Annotated in this window: 12 protein-coding genes; 11 read left to right on the forward strand and 1 reads right to left on the reverse strand. The window is 55.6% G+C overall.

Annotation, left to right across the window (positions count from 1 at the left end):
• Positions 1-29: 29 nt before the first annotated feature.
• The 10 genes from JFC13_RS13260 to JFC13_RS13305 all read left to right on the forward strand — a co-directional run bounded on the left by JFC13_RS13260 (position 30) and on the right by JFC13_RS13305 (position 19,977).
• Positions 30-1,973, forward strand: coding sequence for a polysaccharide biosynthesis protein (locus JFC13_RS13260; protein WP_198397547.1), 1,944 nt, complete (start codon positions 30-32; stop codon positions 1,971-1,973).
• A complete protein-coding gene (locus JFC13_RS13265; protein WP_198397548.1) occupies positions 1,973-3,010 on the forward strand; it encodes an MraY family glycosyltransferase in 1,038 nt (345 codons plus the stop codon). Before JFC13_RS13260 ends, JFC13_RS13265 begins: the two co-directional genes overlap by 1 nt.
• A complete protein-coding gene (locus JFC13_RS13270; protein WP_198397549.1) occupies positions 3,007-4,368 on the forward strand; it encodes a glycosyltransferase family 4 protein in 1,362 nt (453 codons plus the stop codon). The genes JFC13_RS13265 and JFC13_RS13270 overlap by 4 nt, the downstream gene beginning before the upstream one ends.
• Entirely contained in the window at positions 4,365-6,128 is a 1,764-nt protein-coding gene (locus JFC13_RS13275; RefSeq protein ID WP_198397550.1) for a glycosyltransferase family 4 protein, read from the forward strand. Before JFC13_RS13270 ends, JFC13_RS13275 begins: the two co-directional genes overlap by 4 nt.
• Complete coding sequence (locus tag JFC13_RS13280; RefSeq protein WP_198397551.1) at positions 6,125-7,006, forward strand: ABC transporter permease; 882 nt, start codon at positions 6,125-6,127, stop codon at positions 7,004-7,006. Before JFC13_RS13275 ends, JFC13_RS13280 begins: the two co-directional genes overlap by 4 nt.
• A complete protein-coding gene (locus JFC13_RS13285) occupies positions 6,993-8,297 on the forward strand; it encodes an ABC transporter ATP-binding protein (protein WP_198397552.1) in 1,305 nt (434 codons plus the stop codon). The genes JFC13_RS13280 and JFC13_RS13285 overlap by 14 nt, the downstream gene beginning before the upstream one ends.
• On the forward strand, positions 8,297-9,166 hold the full coding sequence (locus tag JFC13_RS19385; RefSeq protein ID WP_232488617.1) for a DUF6270 domain-containing protein: 870 nt from the start codon (positions 8,297-8,299) through the stop codon (positions 9,164-9,166). The genes JFC13_RS13285 and JFC13_RS19385 overlap by 1 nt, the downstream gene beginning before the upstream one ends.
• A gap of 390 nt (positions 9,167-9,556) precedes the next feature.
• Complete coding sequence (locus JFC13_RS13295; RefSeq protein WP_198397554.1) at positions 9,557-11,482, forward strand: glycosyltransferase family 4 protein; 1,926 nt, start codon at positions 9,557-9,559, stop codon at positions 11,480-11,482.
• A gap of 101 nt (positions 11,483-11,583) precedes the next feature.
• Positions 11,584-15,408 (forward strand): glycosyltransferase, encoded by a 3,825-nt coding sequence (locus tag JFC13_RS13300; RefSeq protein ID WP_198397555.1) that lies wholly within the window; start codon positions 11,584-11,586, stop codon positions 15,406-15,408.
• Between the two features lie 12 nt (positions 15,409-15,420).
• Positions 15,421-19,977 (forward strand): heparinase II/III domain-containing protein, encoded by a 4,557-nt coding sequence (locus JFC13_RS13305; protein WP_198397556.1) that lies wholly within the window; start codon positions 15,421-15,423, stop codon positions 19,975-19,977.
• 77 nt (positions 19,978-20,054) lie between these two features.
• Here JFC13_RS13305 and JFC13_RS13310 read toward each other — a convergent pair whose 3' ends face one another.
• A complete protein-coding gene (locus JFC13_RS13310) occupies positions 20,055-21,191 on the reverse strand; it encodes a glycosyltransferase family protein (RefSeq protein ID WP_198397557.1) in 1,137 nt (378 codons plus the stop codon).
• Positions 21,192-21,505: 314 nt separating this feature from the next.
• Between JFC13_RS13310 and JFC13_RS13315 the strand changes: the two genes are divergently transcribed.
• On the forward strand, positions 21,506-22,951 hold the full coding sequence (locus tag JFC13_RS13315) for a hypothetical protein (RefSeq protein ID WP_198397558.1): 1,446 nt from the start codon (positions 21,506-21,508) through the stop codon (positions 22,949-22,951).
• Positions 22,952-23,059: the final 108 nt, after the last annotated feature.

Raw genomic sequence — 23,059 nt, forward strand, 5'->3', positions numbered from 1 at the left:
GTGCGTGTGAGTCGAGTGAAATGAGTACTGTGGGAAGCAACTCCGGACCCCTTCCCTCACGGACCCCACTGGCCAAGGGCATCATCGCGTTCGTCCGCTCTTTGACTGACGGCGTCGTCTTCGCCTTCCTCGTCGTCGCAATGACGCTTGTCCGCTATGACTTCCAAATGGATCGGGTCAATGTCCCCGGCATGTTCGTGTGCTCGGTCATCGCTCTGCTCGTGTTCCTCGTCTGCGGTCCTCTCGCGATCTATCGAGGCCGATATCGCCGAGGCTCGACCGACCAGTTCGCGGCCATCGCAGGAACGGTGGCGCTGGGCGTCGGCCTCATGTGGGTCGCCGAGTTCCTGTTCGCCAGTCGCCTGCTGATCCCCACCAGCGTGCCGATCGCGGCCGGAGCCATGATGGTCGTGGTGAAGAGCCTGGAGAACTGGGTCCGACGCAATCTGCGCCAGCGCAACCTGTCGACATCGGGGTCATCGCGGCCGACTCTCGTCGTCGGTGCAGGCAGTCAGGGCATGCTGGCACTAGATATGATCGCTGAGGACTCTCGCAGCGAGTATGCGGCAGTCGGAATCCTCGACGATGACCCGAGTAAACGTCACCTGCGCTACAACGGCATCCGAGTGCTCGGGCCCGTCTCTGACATCGCGAACCAGGTTGACCGCACCGGGGTCAGCGTCGTCATCATCGCCATCACGGATCTGCCGCCGGAGGATCTCCAGACGATCGCTTCGAACCTCGAGTCCCGGCCGGTCGAGATCAAGATCATGCCGAAGCTCGCAGTCGCCGACTACAGCCGACCGGAACCCGATTCGCTCGACGTGGCTGACCTGCGTCATCGCAATTTCCGGGATGTGAGTCTCGAGGACCTCATCGGCCGCAAGCCGATTTCGACCAACGTCGAAGACATCTCGACCACGATCATGGACCGCGTCGTCCTCGTTACCGGCGCCGGAGGGTCGATCGGCTCCCAGCTATGCAAACAGGTCGCGCGCTTCAACCCTGCCAGGCTCGTCATGACCGACCGGGATGAGTCCGGTCTGCACGCGACTCAACTCGGTTTGGAGGGCTCGGCCCTGCTGACCAGCGACGACCTCGTGCTCGGGGATCTGCGCGACACGGCCTTCATCGATGCTCTCGTCGCAGAGGTCAAGCCGGACATCATCTTCCATGCAGCAGCGCTCAAGCACCTGACGTTCCTCGAACGGTTCCCCGAGCAAGCGGTGCGCACCAACATCGGTGCCAGCTTGGACCTGCTCGACGCGGCTGTAGCCAATGACGTCGAAGCCTTCGTGCACATCTCGACGGACAAAGCCGCAGGGGCGACCTCGGTGCTGGGGCGGACCAAGTTCTCGATCGAACGTGCGGTTGCCTCGGTGGCCGCAGACTCCGGGAGAAAGTACATGTCCGTGCGTTTCGGCAACGTGCTCGGCTCCCGCGGATCGGTGCTCGAGACCTTCGTTGCTCAGGTGGCGGCCGGAGACCCGGTCACGGTCACCGACCCCGAAGTCACCCGCTATTTCATGACCGCCGATGAAGCCTGCGAACTCGTCCTGCAGGCTGCAGCCATCGGCGGCCCCGGTGAGACTCTGGTCCTCGACATGGGCGAGCCGATCAAGATCAACGACCTGGCCAACCGCGTCATCGCGCTCAGCGGCCGTCCCGACACCCACATCATCTACACCGGGCTGCGACCGGGAGAGAAGCTCACTGAAGCACTTCTGTCGCCAGGGGAGGAGGACCTCCGTCCCACCCACCCGCTCATCACCCAGGTCCCGATCACCCCGATCGACCTCGATGCGCTGAGGCGACTCGCCGACGCTTCGCGGGATGCTGGAGTCTTCACACATCGCACCGAGCTCGAAGCGGAACTGACTCGCGTCGTGGGCATGCCGCATGACAAGAACGAGTCTGCCTTAGAGATCACCGCGACACCGGTGACAATTCCGGATGCAGGGGCCGCCAACTGATGAATCTGCTGTCGCTGGTGATCTTCGTCGTGGCCGCCGTGGTCACGATGGTCAGCGCACTCATCGCCTTTCCACTGCTGCGGCGTGCCGGCGTCGTCGACGTGCCCTCTCATCGTTCGTCCCACACCCAGTCGACGGTGAGAGGGGGCGGCGTCGCCATCGGCTGCGGAATCACGGTCGCGACGGTGCTGGTCATGATCTGGAACCTCACACAGCATGGCGTCTACGGTCTGGGCAGCATCATGCTGCCCATCGGGTTTCTGGTGCTGACCTGGTGCTATTCGGCGATCGGCATGAGCGATGACCTCGACTCCCTGCAGCCCATCGGCCGTCTGGTCGGGCAGGTCGTCCTCGCGGTTGTCTTCAGCGCCTGCATCGCGCTGTTCTCCACACAGGGAATCGCGCACGTCCTCGCCTTCGCCGTCATCGGCGTCACGCTGGTCAACGCCGTGAACTTCGTCGACGGACTCAATGGCTACGTGACCACATGGTCGATCATCACCGGGGCCTGGTTCGCATTTGTCGGTTCCTGGATTGACGAGAGCGACGTCATGCTCCTTTCTCTGGCTCTGGCCGGAGCCGCAGCCGGTTTCCTGCCATTCAACCTTGGCAGGGCGAAGGCATTCTTGGGGGACACTGGAAGCTATGGCATCGGAGCTGCGGTATTCGCCATCGCTGTCTGGCTCTTCGTCTTGGAAGTACCGATCGTCGTCATCATCGCGCCCATGATCTTCGTCCTCTTCGACGTCGGCCTCACCCTAGTGCTGCGCCTCTTCAAAGGAGAGAACATCTTCCTCCCGCATCGACACCACATCTATCAGCGGATCCAGCAGGCCGGTTGGTCCCATGGGCGTGTGTCTCTCTTCCACGCCGCACTGAGCATCCTCGCGTGCATTCTGGCGGTCCCTACCCTGATCGCAGGCAACACTGCGACCACTTATCCAGCCCACGTGTTCTGGGCCGGACTCCTGGCCCTCTACGCCTTCCTTCCCCTGTGGTTGCGCCGGCGCAGCACCGCCGAGGTGGTTCCCGCATGAGGATCGTCCTGCTCAGCCATTACTACTATCCGGAGGTCGGTGCGCCGCAACGTCGATGGCGGATCCTCGTCGACCACCTCCGCGCCGCCGGTCATCAGGTCATCACCGTCGCCCCGCACCCGCACTACCCGTATCCCGATCGGGATGGGTTCTTCGGGTCCCGGGTCGGTCTGGGACGTCGCCGCGTTGACGTGCGCCTCGGTGGCACTTGGGACACCGGGATCAACGGTGAGAGGATCCTGCGAGTTCCCTATCTGCACAGCGGTTCGTCCATGGCTCGACAGATGCTCGACCAGTCAGTGTCGGCCACCGGTGCCATGTCCGCCGTCATCGACCGGCTGCGCGGCAAGATGAAGCCCGATGTCATCGTCTCCACGACCCCGGCTCTACCGTTCCTGCTCGCCGGAGACACCTTGTCCCGGATCCTGCACGTGCCGCACGTCGCCGAGGTCCGCGACGCCTGGCCGGATCTCATCTCTGAGATGAACCTGGTCACCGGTGCCCTCGGGAAATACTTGCCGGGCGCACTCACCGGCTCTCTTGAGCACCGGCTACTGCCGGATCTCTTGACACGTGCCCAACGCCGCGCAGCGGTCGTCGTCGTCACGACGGACGGATTCAAACACCGCCTGGAACAGCGGGGCGTGACCGCCGAGGTGGTGCGCAGCGGGGTCTCACCGGCAGAACTTGAGGGTGCCTCCGGGCTGACCGCCACTGGAGCGATTCCCTTGATCCCACCGGCTGAGGAGACCGTGAACGCAGCGGGCATTGCGAACCGCAGACCTGCTGCCGCACACACCGGACTCAATCTGCTCTACGTGGGCACCGTCGGGCGCTCCCAGGACCTGAGCACCTCGATCCGTGCTCTGGCCCGCACCGAGGGCGTGCGCCTGCGCATCGTCGGCGACGGTGCCGATACAGCAGAACTCAAGACCGTGGCGGCTGACCACCGGGTCCCCGTCGAGTTCCATTCTCAGCACGCGGGAGCGGAACTCGCCGCCCACTGGGACTGGGCAGATGCCGGTCTCGTCAGTCTCGGTGCGCTCGAGTCCTACGAATGTACGGTGCCCTCGAAGCTCTATTCGCTTATGGCACGTAGGATCCCGGTCCTCGGCGTCGTCGCTGGCGAGGCCGCAGACATCATCACTGGCACCGCCGCCGGTGAGGTGGCGATTCCCGGGGATTCCGCTTCAGTGTCCGCGGCCATGACTCGGATGCGGGAGCGCGTCGAAGCCGGTGAGGAATTCGGCACCAATCCTCCTGCAGGACAGGAACCGCGCGAATGGGTGATCAGGCACGCCTCGGCTGCGGCCATGGGCCACAGTTACGAACGCATCCTCACACAGGTGGTCTCATGAATCTGGTCTTCCTTGCGCGCCAGCTTGCCAATGTGGCTTCGACGACGACTGCCCATATCAACGATGATCGTGTGTTCTTCGGCATGCAATTGGCCAGGCGACTGCCCGGTCCGGCTTCGCGCCTTGTCGGGCATACTCTCGGATGCGTACCCGGTGATGCGGGGCAGGCTGCCTCGGCCTGGCTGCTCGGGCAGGAGGCGAAGGCGAAGCGCCTCGTGTCGAATTCTCTGACGCCGTCCCGGCTGTTGGGAGAGATCGCCCTCAACCTCGGACTCCTCGACGAGGCCGAAGGCATCGCTGCCTCGGTGGCCGGCGCTGCCGCTCTGAGTTCACGCATTCGCTGGACCAAGGGTCAGCTCGACGAGGCGATCGACGTCCTGCCCGATGGTGCTCGTCGCACGCGGCTCGTCGATGAGCGTCTTTGCCTGCAGCCGGGCTGGTGGCCCACTGTGACCAGTCACGTCACGGCCAGACGGTCCCGAGCCGCGAAGACGGACTCAACGAGTTCCACGTCGGTGGAGACCAACCGGCCCGCGGCTCTGCACGTGCTGACGAATTCTCTGCCCCACACCCGTTCCGGATACGCATATCGCTCGCACGCCATCCTCACCACGTTGCAGGATGCCGGGCACCGGGTGGTCGCCGCGACCAGGCCCTCCTACCCGGTGACGATCGGGCGGGTGAGCTCGGGCCCGGTCGAGACCGTCGACGGTATTGACTACCTGCGGCAGGTGCCGCTGCGTCCGTTGCCCACACCCTCTGCCCGTCTGAGTGATCAGGCAGACTGGCTTGCTACTCAGGCACAGGAACGTGGTGCCCAGGTTCTCCACACGACCACGCACTATGTCAACGGTCTGGCCACCGGAGCAGCGGCGCACGCTGCTGGCCTGCCCTGGGTCTACGAGGTCCGTGGTGTGCTTGAAGAAACCTGGGCGGCAGGCGGGTCCACTCCTGTTGAACGCGAAGCCCGTCGAGCCAGCCAGCGTTTCGAACTCATGCGAGACAAGGAGATCGAAGTCGCTACTGCCGCCGATGCCGTGATCACACTCGGCGAAACCATGCGCGAGCACCTCATCGCGGGCGGAGTCCCGGCAGAGACGATCACCATCATTCCGAACTCGGTATCCGAAGCTGTCGTCAATGCAGACGTTTCGCGCATCCCTGCCGAGGTGAGAGCTGGTCTTGGTCTGCCCGAAGTCGGCATCTGGGTCGGAACCGCAGCATCCATCGTCGGGTACGAAGGGCTTGGAGACCTAGTCGACTCCGTGATCTTGGCGCGAACTCAGGGAACGGACCTACGACTCCTCATCGCCGGCGACGGTATTGCGCTGCCGGAATTGCGAGAACGGGCTGCAATCCTGGGGGAGAACGCGGTCTTCACTGGAAGGGTGTCGCAGGCAGAGGCAATCGAGTATCAGCTCGGGCTCGACGTAATCGTTGTCCCTCGGAAGAATGAACAGGTGTGCCAGCTCGTCACGCCAATCAAACCGATTGAGGCGTTGGGCCTGGGGCGTCCTGTCATCATTTCGGACCTGCCTGCATTGAACGAACTCGTGCCAGAGTCCGCTGGAGTCCGCGTCGCACCAGGCGACCCGAACAGCTTGGCTGAGGCGCTGTCTGAGCTTGCCTGCAACGATGGTGCAAGAATCAGATACGGAAAGAACGGACGCGAACACGTCCTGGCAACACGGAGGTGGAAGGACATCGGCCAGCGCTATGGTCAGGTCTATTCTCAGCTCATGGAAGTTGGTGCTGTATGAATGAAGCTAAAAACCCATTAGGGTTGATCACGATTCCCTCGGTTTCGAGCGATGGCCTCGTGCCCGTAGGTAAACGTGCCAACTTGAAGAGTTATCTTTCGGCCCTGTGGAACCGCCGGCACTACATCATCGCGGAATCTCGGGCCAAAATGAGCAGTTCGACGCGGAAGAATCTCCTCGGCTACGGTTGGTTGTTTCTCACTCCTCTGCTTTCGGTGCTGGCGTACTGGTTTGTCTTCGGGTTCATTCTGCAAACATCTCGCGGTGTGCCCAACTTCCTCGGTTTTCTTGTCGTGGGTGTGTTCTTCTTCGGATTCACCGCCAAATGTATGACGGGCGGAACAGGGTCGATTCGCTCCGGTGCTTCGATGATCAGAGGATTTCAATTTCCGCGTGCTGCCCTCCCTCTTTCGACTGTGGTGCGTAACTTCCTTGATTTCATGCCCTCCTTGCTCGTCATGATTATCATTCTTGTGATCGTTCCTCCTGCCGAAGTCATCACTTGGAGAGTTGTTCTCGTCATTCCCATTGTCATGTTGCAGACGATCTTCAATGTTGGACTCGCTTGTCTGCTGGCCCGGTTGGGCCACAAAATCCCGGACTTAACCAACTTCATGTCGATTGTTAGCCGCTTCTGGCTCTATGGCTCGGGTGTCTTCTTTGACATTGAGGACCGACTAGCTGATCATCCAATGCTCCTGGTAGTGATGCAATACAATCCTCTGGCCGCTTACCTGACTCTGGTGCGCAATTCCTTGCTTTACGGCGTCGATTCGCCTTTGTCGCTGTGGCTGGTTGGAGCAATATGGGCATTCGGCCTTCTCATCGTCGGATTCCTATTCTTCTGGCGCGGGGAGGAGAGCTATGGCCGACTCTGAGATTCAAGTACCGACCATCATCGCTGAAAACGTGCAAGTTCGTTACACCGTCAATATAAACGACCCCGGACAACACGCAAAGGGCCTGAGACGGGTCGGAAATGTCCTACTTGGACGGAGGGGACAGACTACAGTTCGCGCGCTGCGCGGAGTCAACTTTGTCGCTCACGAAGGCGAAATGGTTGGCGTGGTCGGTTCCAATGGATCTGGAAAGTCGACGTTTTTGCGAAATGTTGCTGGTATCGAACAGCCAGATCGGGGGCAAATCCTCGTCCGTTACCAGCCATTGCTCCTCGGAGTCAATGCTGCGCTCCAGCCGGCCCTTTCCGGCAGTGAGAACGTGCGACTTGGGTGTCTGGCTATGGGCCTAAGCCCGGATGAAGCTGCTGAAGCATTCGACTACGTCGTCAACCTCTCGGCTTTGGGAGCAGCCATCCACCGACCGATGGGCACATATTCGTCAGGAATGGGAGCGCGGCTGCGATTCGCTATTGCTCTTGCGGCTCGACCGAAGATTCTTCTCATCGACGAAGCACTGTCAACAGGCGACGCGACCTTCGGTGAACGAAGTGAACGTGCCATGGATGAATTGCTGGCTGAAGCAGGTACGGTTCTGTTGGTTAACCATGCGGCGAAAGTCATCCAGGAACTGTGCACTCGTGCCGTGTGGATGCACAAGGGCGAGATACTCATGGATGGTCCGGCTGAGGCGGTTGCGGAGAAATACCGTTGGTGGGCTTGGAATGTGGCCAAAGGTAACGAAGGCGTCGCCGATAAACTTCTTCACGATGTCGTCAGCAACGCAGTGAAAGAAGAGATCAACATTCTGGCACCAGAACTCATCAAGAACCCGATTCCTCGCCATGCTGCACGGCGGGTGAAGACGGTGGCCGCGAAGTCTGCTAGGCATATGAAACGCCGCGACACCGTCGGGGAAGTCGAAGAGATCGACCTACCGCTTCTGACTGCTGCCGAATCACAATTCTGGCCTGCAGATTTGGAAGTTCAACCTCCGAAGGCACAATTTCCCGACTTGCCAAAAGCTGCTTCCAGGGCGGTCAGCGCACCAAGTAGTCGTAATGACCCCCCACCATTGCGCTTACGTCCGAGTAACAACAGGGTGGTCCTTCGAGCTACTGACCCGAATGATCGAGCGTCAACAGTAGCGACCGCGAGCGACCTCACCGGACGTCGGCTTGAGGCAAATTCGAAGAGGATCGCCGATGAGCGATATAAAGAACGGCAGAGAATTCGTCAAGAACCTGATGCGTCACCACAGGAATCGCTATGATGAAAATCGCGGTCTTCGGATCCTGTGTAAGTAGGGACATCTGTGAGTTTATACCTGCCTCTGACGTCGCAGCTTACGTTGCACGTCAGTCGTCAATCGTCTCGCTTGGCCCTGTGGGAGCCAATACTTTTCCTTCTGGGCATCTGGAATCCGCATTTCAAACGAAGATGTTTGTAGGCGATCAGAAGGCTGATGCAATTGAGCGACTTATTTCCTCGTCTCCCGACGTGATCCTCATTGACCTGGTCGACGAAAGGCGTGGAGTTTGGAAGTTTCCCAATGGAACGTACCTGACAAATTCGGTTGAAGCGTACCGTGCAGGTGCCAACAAATGGGCGCCCCAGGCTGGAGCCCGGCTCTTGGAGTTCGGTTCAGACGAACACTTTTCCCTTTGGTCGTCAGCGTTCTGCTGTCAAGTCGAACAGCTTGGCGACGCCGGCCTATTGCGTCGGGCAATATTCTTAAACGTTGAATGGGCCTCTGCGCTGGCTGGGCAAACTCGCCCTTCTCGTGGTGCTCGACATGCCATTGGCCGGCGGACGCGCCGACTTCGTCGACGATTTCGGCTCAGCCGTAGAAAATTCCGACGTGGACAGAGCTTGATAAGCTCACTTCGAGTTGGACAGGAAATGACTGAGACCCAGGCAGAGTCATTTGCTCGTCGTGCTCGCCAGGCGAATCTGATGCGAAAACGCTACGCCTCCCATGTGGAATCCTTAATCGAAAATCGGGTTATCAGGATCGACGAAGTACTGAGGATCGATAGCAATAACAGATGGGGCGCCGAGCCGTTTCACTATCGTGAGAGCGATTACGCTTCCATGGCGAGCGAAATTGCAAACATCGCAAGGAGGTTCAGTAGTGATTGACGGAACATGCTTTCTGACATCGAATAGAGTTCCCGATGCAGCAATTATCATTAGAACTCGCGAGCATAGTCTGCGGAACTCACTACCGCGAATTTCATCGGAGGTACGTTGAGTCGCTCAAGAAGTGCTCTAGCATCCACTCGGCGCAAGACGTGGCGCGTAAGGCAAGACATTGCTCGCCTAATTATGCCTAGCGGTGGTACATTGCAACGTTCCGACATTTCGGCAAAGACGAGCGTCCAGCACGCTATGGGGATAAACGCGACACATGTTGATTCTGCCGCAGTCCGCAGGAATTCCATCGAGCTTTGGCACAACGGCGAATTCGAGCGATCAGTTGATCAACTCCGCCATGCTCTACGAGACATGCCCCATGACAGCTTATTGTGGATGTCGCTGGGTAACCGACTTCAAAGTGGAAGGAAGTTTGATGCAGCCTATTTGGCTTTCACAAATTCTGTCGAGCTAGATCCGGGGAACTTCGGTGCTTTGGAACCGTTTATTGCGATGGCTTCGAGCAGAGGAGAGTACGAGCGTATCGATGCTGTGCTGGCACCGTTATCTGGTGCCATCTCTGGACGGCCTCATAGATTCCTGGAATCTTTGAACTACTCAATCGCCTACGGCCTGGATGACGCTGTCGAGGTAGTTGCAGAAGAGTCGGGTGGTTTTCCAGCATCTATCGCGAGAATGTATCTCCAGAGAGATGAATCTGCCTCGCAGGAGCTCAGCCCAATTGAACACACATCGGCACAGGCCGTGTACCGATTGGGCATCGGCAATTGGTATGACGCCATAGAATCTATACGCGGGTTACCAGATGAGTGGATCCCGGTCTCTAGCCTCCGTCTAGCAATTCGCAGAGCTAAACTACTTGGCGATGTGGTTGTCGTAGACGACATGGTGGGGGAGTATCTGCGTGTTAAGCCGGAAGACTCCTGGGCTAAGAATCTCCGTAACGTACCGTCGAAATTGGCAGATCTGGAACTGCTTAAGCGCGAATACCCGTTTGGAGATAAGAGTGCCTCGGCAATAGGGCGCGACGTAGCGAAGAACCGGGTGGCATATACAGTATACAACTCCCTGCCTTATCACTCGGCTGGATATGCGACACGTACTCAAGGGCTTCTTCAAGCGCTCCGGAACCTCGGATGGGACGTCTCAGGCACTACGAGGCTCGAATACCCAATCGATATGCCTGGTTACAGGGACCCGAGTATTGTGTCCGCGATTGATTCAGTTGAGGGCGTACCTTATCATCGGCTGGTTTCAAGTGGAGCTCCGCTGCCGCGCCAGCCGCTTGAAGAATACGCCAAACAATATTCTGAGCGTCTCAAAAAATTCCTGATTGACGAACGAGTCGCAATAGTTCATGCTGCGTCTAACCATTTGAACGGATTAGCATCGATATCCGCTGCGGTGGATTTGGGTATTCCTTCAATATACGAGGTTCGAGGGTTGTGGGAAATTACACGGGCCTCGAGAGATCCAGTTTGGGGAAGTGGCCCGATGTTCCGTCTAGCAGCGAAGCTTGAAGTTGAAGTTGCTTCCAGGGCGACAGAGGTGATCGCGATTACTAGTGGACTGAAATCAGAGCTTGTAAGGCGCGGTGTTGCCGCAGATAAGATCACAGTGGTCCCCAACGGTGTGGACGTCGCGCGGTTCCACCCGATTCGTAGGGATGAGCGATTGGCGGAGACTCTGGATGTCGGTGACCGCACTGTAATTGGTTACGTGGGGTCGGTCGTAGACTACGAGGGTCTTGCGATGCTCGTTGAAGCGGCTGCGGAGCTCTCTACCGAAAGAGATGATTTCTTGATCTTAATCGTAGGGGATGGCAAGGACCTCGGCTCTTTGAAACAGTTGGCGGTGGATTTGGGTGCCGAACAGTGCACTAACTTCGTTGGACGCGTCCCTCATTCAGAGGTGCAGGACTACTTTTCACTCATTGACATCGCTCCATTTCCGCGCTTGCCATTGCCTGTCTGCGAAATGGTTTCGCCGTTGAAACCCTTTGAAGCCATGGCAATGGGGAAGGTTGTAGTCTGCTCCGATGTGGAAGCATTGGCTGAGATCATTCAAGACAATGTGACGGGCCTGCTGCACAGGAAAGGAGACGTAGCTTCCTTGACCTCAACTCTTCGTCGTTTGCTGGATGACCCGGAGCTGGGCCTATCCCTGGCGACATGCGCAAGACGATGGGTCCAAGACCACCGTACATGGATTGATGCGGCCGCTGCTGTCGGAGAGATATATGAACGGCTGGGTGGAGTTCGACAGTCGGGCGCGCTGGGCGACCCTCGTCTCAATTGCTAAACAGTCAAAAGCCAAATCGGAATTAGACTTGCGCTGCAGTTACAATTTTCTAAGTATGAGGACAACTCAGGAGCAACATGATACAGCGAGTACGAAGATCCATGAGAAAAAAGCTAACTCTGTCTGGCGCTGTTGCATCGGTGTTGCTGGTGGCATTCGTTGTGCTCGTGGCTCTAGGAATGATTCTCCAGTCTGTGTTTATTAGCGCCTGCGCCTTTCTCGTCGGGATCGTGGGCATCGTGTCTGGCGGGATCTTATTGAAGCAGCTGTCCGGAATCGTCATCGCGCGACAAGATGCGATTCACACACGCATCGGCCATCTGGAGACAACCAGTGTTGAATTGGAAAATCAAGTTTCCACGGTCTCACGCGAAGTGCGCGAAAATGGGAAGAATCTTCAAGATCGTGCCAAGGTGCTTCGAAAAGACATCCAGGTGCTGCGCAGACGAGTTCCTGCTGGGTACTTGGACTCAATGCAGTCAGACGTAGCGATGATCAACGATACTGGAAGAGAAACTTTGCGAATCGCGTTTGAATCAGCGATTCGGTTGGGTCGTGATCCCAAGTCGGTACTTTCTGACCAGCAAGCTCGCAGATTGTTTGATGCGTACATTGAGCGTGGGCAATTTCTGAACACCAGGCCTCTGCTTGAGAATTTTGACGTCGTTAAGAACGAAAGTCTCACGAGCCTACGTCGTCTTTACCAGTACTACCGGAAGTCGGGCTATTGGGAGCTTGCCCTTTTGGTTGTCTGTCGGATACACACTGTGACTGGCCGAGACACCGATCGTTTCGCTGCGGAGAAGATCCATCGCGAGATTAAGCTGTTTAAGGAACCAGAGGCTGTAGATCCCGAATTGCCAGATGGCGACGCTTATAGCTCCGATGGGCCGATTCTCCATATGGTTGGCCGTGTGTTACCCGAGACGCAGACTGGATACACCCTTCGTACCCAGTACACTGCGCTATCGCAACAACGAAAGGGACTGCCAGTTGCTATCGTCGGACAGACTGGCATAACGGGTACAGACTCTCCTTCCATTGAGCACTATCGTTTTCAAGAGATGGACTACTATCTGTTGCCTGGTTCTCCTCGTAGCCAGATGATGATCGATACATGGCTCGAAGAAAATATTGAACAACTAGCCGAGTTGGTCCGAACCCTGAAACCTAGCATTTTGCACGCGCAATCGGACTTTTTCAATGCGTTGATTGTAAACGCCGTGGGGAAGAAATATGGAATACCGACCGTCTATGAATCCAGAGGGTTCTGGGAAGAGTCGTGGTTGTCCCGGTCAATAAATGCGAACAATCAAATGGATAGCTACAATGAGTTGTCTGAGATGTACGGCGAGCCGGATGCGTATGTTCTCCGCAAGCATGCCGAAGAGATTGCGCGATTGCAGCCGGACCATGTTTTTACTCTTGCCGAAGTTATGCGGCAACATATTCTAAATTCAGCGAACGGTCTAATTCCAAACACATCGGTCAGCCTTGTCCCGAATGCGGTTGAGCAGGCCAATTTTCCAGTTCAGGAACGTGACGATGCGCTGCTTCGGGAGATTGGTTTACCGGAAGACGCTGTGGTTGTCGGGTATATTTCGTCAATGGTGGAATACGAGGGTATAGACACTCTAATCAAAGCCTATGATGAAGCAAGACAACAATCCTCTGAGAAAATGTGTCTTTTGCTGGTCGGAGATGGCGACTACCTCGATACTCTCCGTGAGCTAGTTCGGAGCGAGGAAATAGAAGACGTCTACTTTACTGGACGTGTACCCCACGAAGATGTCTTGATGTACTACGGTATAATCGATATTTTCGTTGTTCCACGTAAAGCCTCTACCGTCGCTAACCTGGTGACTCCATTAAAACCATTTGAAGCGTTCTCCACCGGAAGAGCCGTAATACTGTCGGATGTAGATGCTTTAAATGAGATAGCTCTTCAATCATCTGCTGTAGATACATTTTCGGCGGGATCTGCGCTCGATCTCGCTAGTAAATTGGTCAAACTTGTTGGTGATCCCGAGCGTCGTAAGTCTCTCGGAGATCGAGCTCAAAGATGGGTAAGGAACCATCGTTCCTGGGACAGTAACGTCAATGAATATTACCGTGTCTACCGCGAGCTCGGGTACTCCGGGTTCGTTGAACCGGTCGTACTTTCGGAGTTGAGTATCACCTCCCAGGGCGCAAATCCGGGCGAGATTCTGGCAGCACTTGCACAGAGTGAAATTCCGGCATTGACTGGTTGGTTCAGTATCCAAGAGAACAGGCAATCTGCATCAGAGATCCTAGACGTAGGTTGGAGGTTCGCAGGGTTCGATCCTGTGCCAGTTGCGCGACTAACCGACTGGTCGATATATGGTCAGGAGCATCGCTCGTGGGGATTCCATCTCCACGCGTGGGAGTTTATGGATTCGATTTTGCGCGAATATGATGCGACCGGTAAGCAATCTTGGTTGCGAGCAGCGATTGATATTGCCATTAGCTGGTTTGATTTGCATCGGTCATCAGAATCCGATGTAGGCGACCCTATGGCCTGGTACGATATGTCGCTTTCCCTGAGGACACCCAGGCTGATTGCGATTACTCTGCGTGCTGCTCGCTTTCCGGATTTGCGAGACGACGTAGTAGTCCTTGCGGAAGGAGTCTCTCAGCATCTGCAAGAACTTCATAAAGAAAGATCGTTCAACCCGAATAATAACCACGGATTTTACACTGCGATTTCGCAGGTCCATGCCGCCAAATATGCTTGGATGTTTCCGGGCTCCAAGCAGTCCGCGTCAGAAGGGCAAGTGCGACTTTCGCGCATGGCCGAGTCACAGTTTGCCTCGGATGGAGTTCACATGGAGCACTCGCCGGACTATCACCGGATGCTTTTGGCCTCGTTTGAACGAGGCGTCAACGACAATTTGATTCAGGACGCCGATGTTCAGACGCGGGTTCGTCGCGCTGCGCACGTACTGGGGTGGATGATTCAGCCAGATGGTGCGCTAGTCCAATTTGGTGATTCGCCCGAAACGATTCTGGTGAAACCGGGTTCAGAGTCCATTGATCCTGAAACCCACTTCATACTCAGCGAAGGTGCTTGTGGCACGCAGCCTCAGAGGGAACTAGCAGTGTTTCGAGAAGGCGGGTACGCGTTCGTACGCTCACCTCAGCCCTCGCAAGATGTCGCACTAAACCGCAGTAGTTATCTTGCGTTCAGCGCTGCCTTCCATTCGCGAGCGCATAAGCACGCCGACGATCTGAACGTCGTTTGGTTCGATCGAGGCAGTCAGATACTGACTGACGGTGGGCGATATGGCTACGGCGACCTTCTTCCGGCTGATTCGCCCCTCCGAAAAGAGGGTTTCTACTATTCGGCGCCCGAGCGACAGTATGTTGAAGGGACGATGGCCCACAACACTCTTATGATGGACGGAGCGAACCAGGATCGGCGGACGAGAACTCCTTACGGCGGTGCTATTGGTGAATGTTCCGAAGAAGACGGGGTGTTCGATCTGTCCGGCCGAGTGCATCATCTGGATTACATACACCGGAGGAGAGTGATCTTCACTCCTGGAACTCAGCTTCGGGTCAAAGATTCCATATTTTCGCAGTCTCCGGATAATCGCGAAGGCATCCTTTGGTTCAACATCCCGGGGGAGTTTGAGCTGATCTCGACTGAAGACAATATCGTCGAGTTTCATCTTGGTAGTGAGACGAACCCGCTGAACCTCGAGGTTCGAGGACCAGGCAGGCTGGTCGAACCTGTCCGTGGTCAGACTGGCCCTCTACGAGGCTGGCGCTCCAGAAAAGACAGGAAACTGGAGCCCGTCTGGTCGCTTGGTTTCGCAATTTCGATTGACACGCGTGCGAGTGTGGAAACAGTGTTCAATCTATCAATGAGCGGTCCTAGTATGACTCCAGACCAGCAGCCATAGGGAGACATAATCTTGAACATAAATTTCGTCTGTGTGGCAAGGAACACCAGCGCCAAAGGTCGACTGGGGTATCTTTTTGATGCTGCCGTCAGCGATGCTAAATCGATCTTTCCAAATTCTGTAGGTAGTCAGTGGGTGGATGATGGCGCCGCCATTTACAACGCAAACGGTGTCTCAGGCACTTGGTTGCCCCCAACCTGGCATGAAGATGCCGGCGATCTTATCTCGGTTTCTCAGCCACCCATTCCGATTGACACATTGACTGATGCTGACAATTATTGGGATGTCGTGGGACAGCTAGTTCGGCGTGGTGATTATGGTCGGCTACTGCCAAATCATTTCGGAATACATCGGACCGTTGAGGGTACCGTCAAAATTTGGTCTGATGTATTGGGTCTTGGGCGTTGCTACTATGTGGTTACGCCTGACTTCGTAGCAGCGTCGAATCACATCGGTATACTTGCGTATTTTGTCGACGGACCAATCGAGATGGACCACAATTCAGTGTCTCGTTATGCGCATACTGAGTGGTTCACTCTAAATGACTCTCCGATCGTCGGTATCAGAAGGCTGGGCGAGGGATCCGTAATAGAGGCACACCCGGATGGCTCAGCCAGGATCTACGAACACAACGACCTGCGAGACCTGGTGGGTAGCCGCGACCAAATGCCAGACTACGAAGCAGTGGTCGACCAGACCAGGATCGTCGGTGCGAATCTTGACCAACTGAGCGTTCGTACTCCAACTGTCATGTTGAGCGGGGGCCGCGATTCCAGGATGACCGCGTCAATCTGGCTCAGCTCTGGTAACAGTGCGCGGGTTGTCACCACAGGGACACTTCAGCGAGAAGCAGAGCTTGCAAGCATCTTGATGAAGGATTTCTTCGACACCAACGGACAAGACGATCGTGTGAGTCACGAAATTACATATAGGAAATCGACGTCGATAACCATGAGGCTTGAGGATCGCTTGGAGAGAGCATTCCTCATGTGGGATGGCGACGCTGCTCCGATTAATATGCGTTCCAACGTGCCGACGCCGACTGGTGCGCTTGCGTTAAATATAGGCGGCGTCGGGGGAGAAATCACCCACGGATACTACTACGATCATCTTGACGAGTATGGTAGTAATATTCTTGGGCGCAATCCGATGTTACATGCAAAACGCAAATTCGGATCCGCGTCCGTCACAGAATATTCTGCGGAAAGCATGAGTGATTATTTCGAAATTCTCTGGGAAAAATCTATAGCTGATGGACGAAAAGACATACTGGCACTTGACTACCTCTATCTCAACGAGAAGTACCGTCGCTGGGGAAATCAGGCCCTAAACTCAACTTCAGCAATTATGCTTTCAGCCCCAGCGTTCGTGCGGGCGGCGTTTGACACCAGTCCTAGCGACCATGTCAGCAAGAAGATGCCAACCTCGCTAGTTGAAAAGGCCATACCATCTTGGGCGTCTGTCCCCTATTACAAGGCGAGCGCCGAAGAGTCCAAAGCTTCGATGGCCAAGAAGCTGGCTACATTCGACACCGACCCAGATTACTTTTTTACGACGTTGCGCGAATCCGAAACATGGCCCTTGTACCTGCAGACTGACCGAGTGAGTAAATTTACTGACCTGGTTCGTAAGGGGCAGGCAGCACCAGTGCACGAGTCGTTTCTCAATCGTGCTATTTGGATCGATTACATAGGTAAGCATGTACGAGCTCTCAATGAGCACGTCAAACAAGTTCATGACTCGCATAGGCCTTCGGTGACCATCGCTGAGAATGTATATTTGCAGGCGCAACTGGACGACCTGAATAAAGGTTTCTTCAGTCCACGCAGGTCTGACGACGATGTAAGCCGAGATCTGGTCGAAGGCGCACTGACATTGAGCGCGCAACGCGTTGACGTATTCGACACTCATACGTTTAATGATTCGTTGACACTATCGCGTGGGGACAAACTGGTGTTGCATTCTTTGCGGTGGGTTGACGTTTTGAGACGATCCCCGTCTAACGGCGCATCCAGGCAGGCTTGGAGCCACATCGTTGACGCCTGGAGCAGGTCTGAAGAATCTCGGGACCGTACTTCGGTCGCGTGGGCAGCCAGTGTGTTAATCCAACGGTCGACTGCTTTGGCACTCGGTATGGGGCAAAGCGATCAAGAAATAGAACTTGCAGATATTCATCTGCAGCAATTGGGCAAGGTGGGCGCTGAGGTTCTAGACGGCGTTCGACGTTTGGAGATACTTCGCATTGAACTGAGCCTCATGCATCGTCTTGGAGCTCCTCGCCGCAAAGTCGAGGAGCTTGTAGAAAACGCGGCGATGGAGGTGTTTCACGATAGTGGCTATGTGTCCTGCACTGATCTGCGCGCGGTTTTCCAGGCCAAGGCAGCTTGGGGCGATGTCCTTTGCGGGGTTGGTGTGGACAAAGCCTCCGACGCGATGACTCGAGTTCGTGCTACCGCTTTTGTTCCGCATCTATTATCTCCTACAGGTCGCTTCATACCATTTGGTGAGGAGCTGCCAGATTTTGCTGAACTCGATTTAGACGCCCCCACGCGATACGTAATTAGCCGGGGGAAGGAAGGATCTCCCCCAGCTGCCTTGCGTTCGGTGATTCCGGTGGGCCCGGTGATGTTGCATAGCGGTTGGGGAGAGACTGAGCGGAATGTTGAAGACGAGACCGCAACGAGTATCCTGTTGGGTCCAGTCCGTGGCCGTAAATCTCATCGTGATGCATCGCGCGTAACGTATTCTTCACAAGGTCGAGACTGGATAATTGACCCTGCAGATTCGTTGCTCGTCGATGCAGATTGCCACTCAAATATCCTTGTCGACGGGCGACGATATAGAGAACACAGTCGTGCCGAACTGATCAGAGAATACGACGATGGCGAAGTGGATGGCTTCGTTGTGAACAACACTGCTTATCTCCCGGTTCAATGGCGGCGACACTTCGTTTTTGTCAGGACTGGCAATTATGTAGTGGTTTCTGATGTACTGCGATCATCCGATAAGTTCGACGCATTTCAACAATGGATGGTTGCTCCTGATGTCGAGGTGGAGATGGTCCGACGAGGGTTCGTGCTCAGATCTCAAAATCGAATTGTGAGTATATCCGTGGTCAGTCGACAGGTTCGCGATTCCGTCATAGAGCCCATCCTGGATGAACATGGCGCACGATTAGCTTGGAGAATTCGAGTCCCGATGTCTGGGAAGAGCGCCCGGGCGACTACCGTCATAGCTGACGTGACCGAGGAGACGGAGGCAGCATTGGCTCCAAGGATCGACTATTTCGGTGCGGAGTTTGCTGTCCAAATGAACCACAGCAATATGAACGAACTGTTGGTCGTCACTCCGGACAGGTCGGTCGTTTTCCCTGGCGACAGTGATCCTGAGACAAGTGTCTCCGAGGCCATCAACCGGGCTGCCTCCGGTCAGCTCAGTCCGGAACAGGCCCTAGAGCAGCGCTTGGCGGTGCGAGAGGCGATCATCGCAACCAAGAGGCAGATTCGTGAGGCAGGAGGGAACCTGGAATCCCGCAAAGCTGGAATGGAGAAGCTACTAGAAACTGCCCAGGAACTGAACGTCCACGGATTGAGGGACCACGGATTGGGTGCTGCGATGGTCGATGTCGGTGGAGCAGACCTCAAGGAACTAGTTAGTGCAAGAACGACTTCTTCGGGCCTACGGAGGACCGGCCTTGTGAATTGGGGAAATTCCGGCTTTGTGCAACCAGATTATGAAGTACCCGTGGTAACATCCGTGTCTTCGGACGAGCTGCCTGTAGCGCCTAACCGGCCGTACATTTGGAGCGTTGACCACGGGCAATTGGTGCCGTCGTCATATATAACTGGTTGCACGGGAGAAGTCTTGACGGTGTACTTCCACGGTGCAACGGACCGCACCCGATTTACCCTGCCGCGATACGAGCGCTTGCGGTCTATGGGCGAGCTGGATTCCGGGCCGCTCATGTTTTTTTCAGATCCAACATTGGATCTCGACTCGAGAATGATTCTCGGGTGGTTCACTGGTACGGAAGAAGTGAATCTTCATTTTGAGATCGCGAAGATGATCAGCACGGTCGCCTCGCATGCGGGCGTTAAAGACGTCCTCCTCGTCGGCAACTCAGGAGGCGCATTTGCCTCGTTGCAGGTAGCTTCATACCTAGCGGGAAGTTATGTGGTGGCTTTCAACCCTCAAATTCAGATTGACGAATACGTCCCGCGCATTGCGCAAGCCGCTCATTGGAGCTGCTTCGGGCGCGATACTGTAAAAGATGACAATCAGAATGCCGAGCGGATGGATGTTATCAAACGCTATCGAGGTATAGGTTTTGATCAGGACGTAGTACTAATTCAAAATCCTGGTGACGATCAGCATTACAAGGATCATTTCATTCCGTTTGTGAGTGCTTTTGAGGAAACAGGAGAGCGCAAACGCCTGAAGACTTATACACCTGACCTTGGTCCCGGGCATCGGGTTCCTTCGGTTCCGGAATATATGCAGTATGTAAGGGACGCGCTGGAAGAGGTCAAAGGTCAGGAGAAGTTTGAAGGTTTGCGACAGAGGCTGTGAACTTGAAGTTGTGACGGATCTTCCTTCTCGGCCTAAGCCAGTACATCTCCATCAGATTCAATGTTGATTTTTTAGTGCTATCGGCGCTTACGTAGCGATGTATTATTTCTGGCGAGCTTTTCTTCTAGGTTTCTGATGCGGGCGTATGCAGATTCGAGTTTTCTTGGTGATGGGTCGCTTCCCCAATCTGGGTGTGGACGGGATACGCGTTTGCATGGGGATCTGTACATTTCCTGCAGTTTTTGTGCTGCGGAATTTGCGGAGTGTGTGGTTTCAACATAAACGCGCCCGGCGTCTGCAAGTTCTTGGCGAAGTTGTGGGGACGTGAGGAGCTTCGCCATTGTTCCCTGAAAGGTTTTGGGATCAGCGCTCGCGATCGGCATGGTTGGATGCTGGTTGAGCACTTCGTCTCGAATTCGGGCTACAGCCACGCGTCCCAGAGCCATTGCTTCAAGTGAGAGAACTCCGGCATCACCTCCAAGTAGTTTCTCAACTACGATGTCTGCAGATTTGATCTCGTGAATCAGATCCGCGTGACAAGCTCCTTCGACGACTTTGATTTCGAAATTGAATTTCCGTTGGAGCTCTTCAAGTCCAGCCTCAATGATGTCTGTGCCCTTGGTTGCTCGACGCCGTGTGGCATGGAGGACGACGGGGCGGCTGGGGTTTGGCAAGGCCGACATAGCGTAGTCATTGAGATTCAGGCTCTTCGGTATGTATGCTGCATCCGGCGCGTAGACGGCATCTAGGACAGAGGATACGGTCATATGATTGGCATAGGTGCGAATAATGGCTAGTCGAGTGTCAATCTTCTCTTCGTCGCATGGTATGTCCGCGAATCGATAGAAGCTCCAAGGATCTTCAGCAACGTGGTGGCTTGCACGTCTTATGTCCGAACCGTGAAACGACGTGACGATCTTTTTTCCAAGAGATCGTAGAAGCGGTAGATCCCACATCTGTGGAAGTCCGCCTCGGTCGGGAATGAGGGAGCGGGCCGTTTGAAAATGATAGACGTCGAAGTCTTCGTGCAGGCTTGCTTCGAGTATATTGTAATAGTCGCTCGGGGTTTCGGGGTTGAATTCGCGATCAACGAGGAATCCGTTTGGACTCGGGCCATAGTTCCAAATCTGCACGTCATGCCCGAGTCCGCGTAGCCCGGTTGCGATTGATGTTGATTGGTTTGCGACATTGCTCGGAGCAAGTAATACTTTCATGATACGGCCTCGGCTGCGTAGTTAGGGCAGATGATTTCCTTCAACGCGAGAATAGCATCGATTAGGTGATGTTCAATTGGCTACGCGCATCGCTCAATAGCACCACACGCGAGTTGACTTGGATTGCTCCATATAAGACAAGGTTGTACCGACACGCAGGATCACGAGGGGACAAGATTCGATTGCGCCAATTGCGCCTGTACATGTCACTTCTCATTTCCGCCTTTTAGCTCGCGGGGTGCACCTTTGGCACTCCTGGAGACCAGCGCGGTTCTGGTCACAGCTCTTCCCAGACTCCGACTGAATTCCGGCAGGTGCCGGGCAACGAAGCCACTGGGAAACTAGCGGTCCTCGAAATCACCAAAGCGGGGATGAACGCTCGGTTCGAGGCTGACAATATTGGCCTTTCGTTCGAGTCAACGGTTCTTGCCGATCCTCGGCTGGATCCAGAAAGTTCAAATCTGGAAGTACTACTTAAATCTTTGGGATCACCGGCGTTGAGATTTGGCGGGAACGAATTGGACCGGCGAGTGTTTTGGACCTCTTCAGGAGAGAAGCCGAAGAGATCCGACCAAGTCATGGTTACCCCCGATGATTTCAAGCGGCTGAAGAAGCGAGTCGACATCACGGGCTCTACCGTCACGATGGGTATTCCGCTAGGAGACTACGACCCCGCACGTGGAGCAGATATGGTCGTGCATGCGGTCGATATCCTCGGTGAATCTCTGGTCGGTGTGGCAATCGGAAGCGAGCCTAACGGGTACACGATCGAAGGTGTTCCGAACGGAGCCGTGCGAGACAGCGACTGGACGAAAGCCAAATATGTCAGTCAACTCGAGGCATATACAAAAAGGATACATTCCAAACGTCCAGGTGTCCCGATCATTGGTCCTGATGTCTATGACGCTGCGTGGATGGAGGCGTTTGCCGATTCGAGCGTCAGGCATAAAGCAGCGATCTCTCAGCATTGGTACCAACTGTACGAATGTGACTCCGATAAGGTGCCGGGGCGCGGACCCGAAGCCCAGAATTTGGTATCCCCGGCAGCACAAAATGATGCAAAGAAGATCCTCGGCATCGGAAAGGGCAAAGCTGACGCTGCCAATCTTCCGCTCTGGCTCGAGGAAACTGGTCCGACGAGTTGCCCGGGCACAAACGACACGTCGCTGACCAACGCTTCAGTGCTCTGGGCGGCTGATTACACGCTTCATGCAGCGACTATTGGAGTGGAACGCTTGGCCATGCATTCAATGCTAGGCGCCTGTACCGGGGGCGCGCCGATGTCACTCGTCTGTGATCCCGCCGACCACGGAACGAAATCCAACACGTTCCAAGGTCGGCCCCATTTGGCCGCGATGAGGCTGCTGGTGCCGAGCACTGGCGGAACGTTCACGAATACCAGTGTCAAGGGTGGCGGAAATATGAGTGCATACACGGTCACAAAGGACGGTGGTAATACATTGGTGACAACAATCATCAATGCCAACGACGCAGCTGAATCGGGTGGCAATCCGGTGACGCTCGACCTGCCGGACGGATTCACTGTCGACGGTGCCTCCCAGGTCTATGGCCCATCGAATGAAGCAAAGAATGCAACTTCGGTGATTCCGTTCAATCCTCTGCCGGACAAAATTCGATACAGCAGTCCGAGCAAGTCTGGCAATGCGACACCTTCAGCCAGCTCGAATCCGGATAACAGCGAACTCAAAATCGATATCGCGGCGAGCTCTGTCACTGTTTTTATTATGCGTAACAACTGAAGACAAGCCGGTCGTGGTATTTACGGCTGCTCTGGTCAGTGTCTCAGCAATTTTCGCGCTTGCCCGGTGTCTTGCGAATGCTTCTACAACCTGCCGAGGCCGGTTGTC

Origin of the sequence: Brevibacterium antiquum, from assembly GCF_016107655.1 — a bacterium.
Lineage (GTDB): Bacteria > Actinomycetota > Actinomycetes > Actinomycetales > Brevibacteriaceae > Brevibacterium > Brevibacterium antiquum.

Bases quoted from the DNA above. Each gene is read 5' to 3' on its own strand.
- JFC13_RS13270 (WP_198397549.1), top strand. From the start codon at position 3,007: ATGAGGATCGTCCTGCTCAGCCATTACTACTATCCGGAGGTCGGTGCG.
- JFC13_RS13300 (WP_198397555.1), top strand. From the start codon at position 11,584: ATGAGAAAAAAGCTAACTCTGTCTGGCGCTGTTGCATCGGTGTTGCTG.
- JFC13_RS13265 (WP_198397548.1), top strand. From the start codon at position 1,973: ATGAATCTGCTGTCGCTGGTGATCTTCGTCGTGGCCGCCGTGGTCACG.
- JFC13_RS19385 (WP_232488617.1), top strand. From the start codon at position 8,297: ATGAAAATCGCGGTCTTCGGATCCTGTGTAAGTAGGGACATCTGTGAG.
- JFC13_RS13310 (WP_198397557.1), bottom strand. From the start codon at position 21,191: ATGAAAGTATTACTTGCTCCGAGCAATGTCGCAAACCAATCAACATCA.
- JFC13_RS13285 (WP_198397552.1), top strand. From the start codon at position 6,993: ATGGCCGACTCTGAGATTCAAGTACCGACCATCATCGCTGAAAACGTG.
- JFC13_RS13275 (WP_198397550.1), top strand. From the start codon at position 4,365: ATGAATCTGGTCTTCCTTGCGCGCCAGCTTGCCAATGTGGCTTCGACG.
- JFC13_RS13280 (WP_198397551.1), top strand. From the start codon at position 6,125: ATGAATGAAGCTAAAAACCCATTAGGGTTGATCACGATTCCCTCGGTT.
- JFC13_RS13295 (WP_198397554.1), top strand. From the start codon at position 9,557: ATGTCGCTGGGTAACCGACTTCAAAGTGGAAGGAAGTTTGATGCAGCC.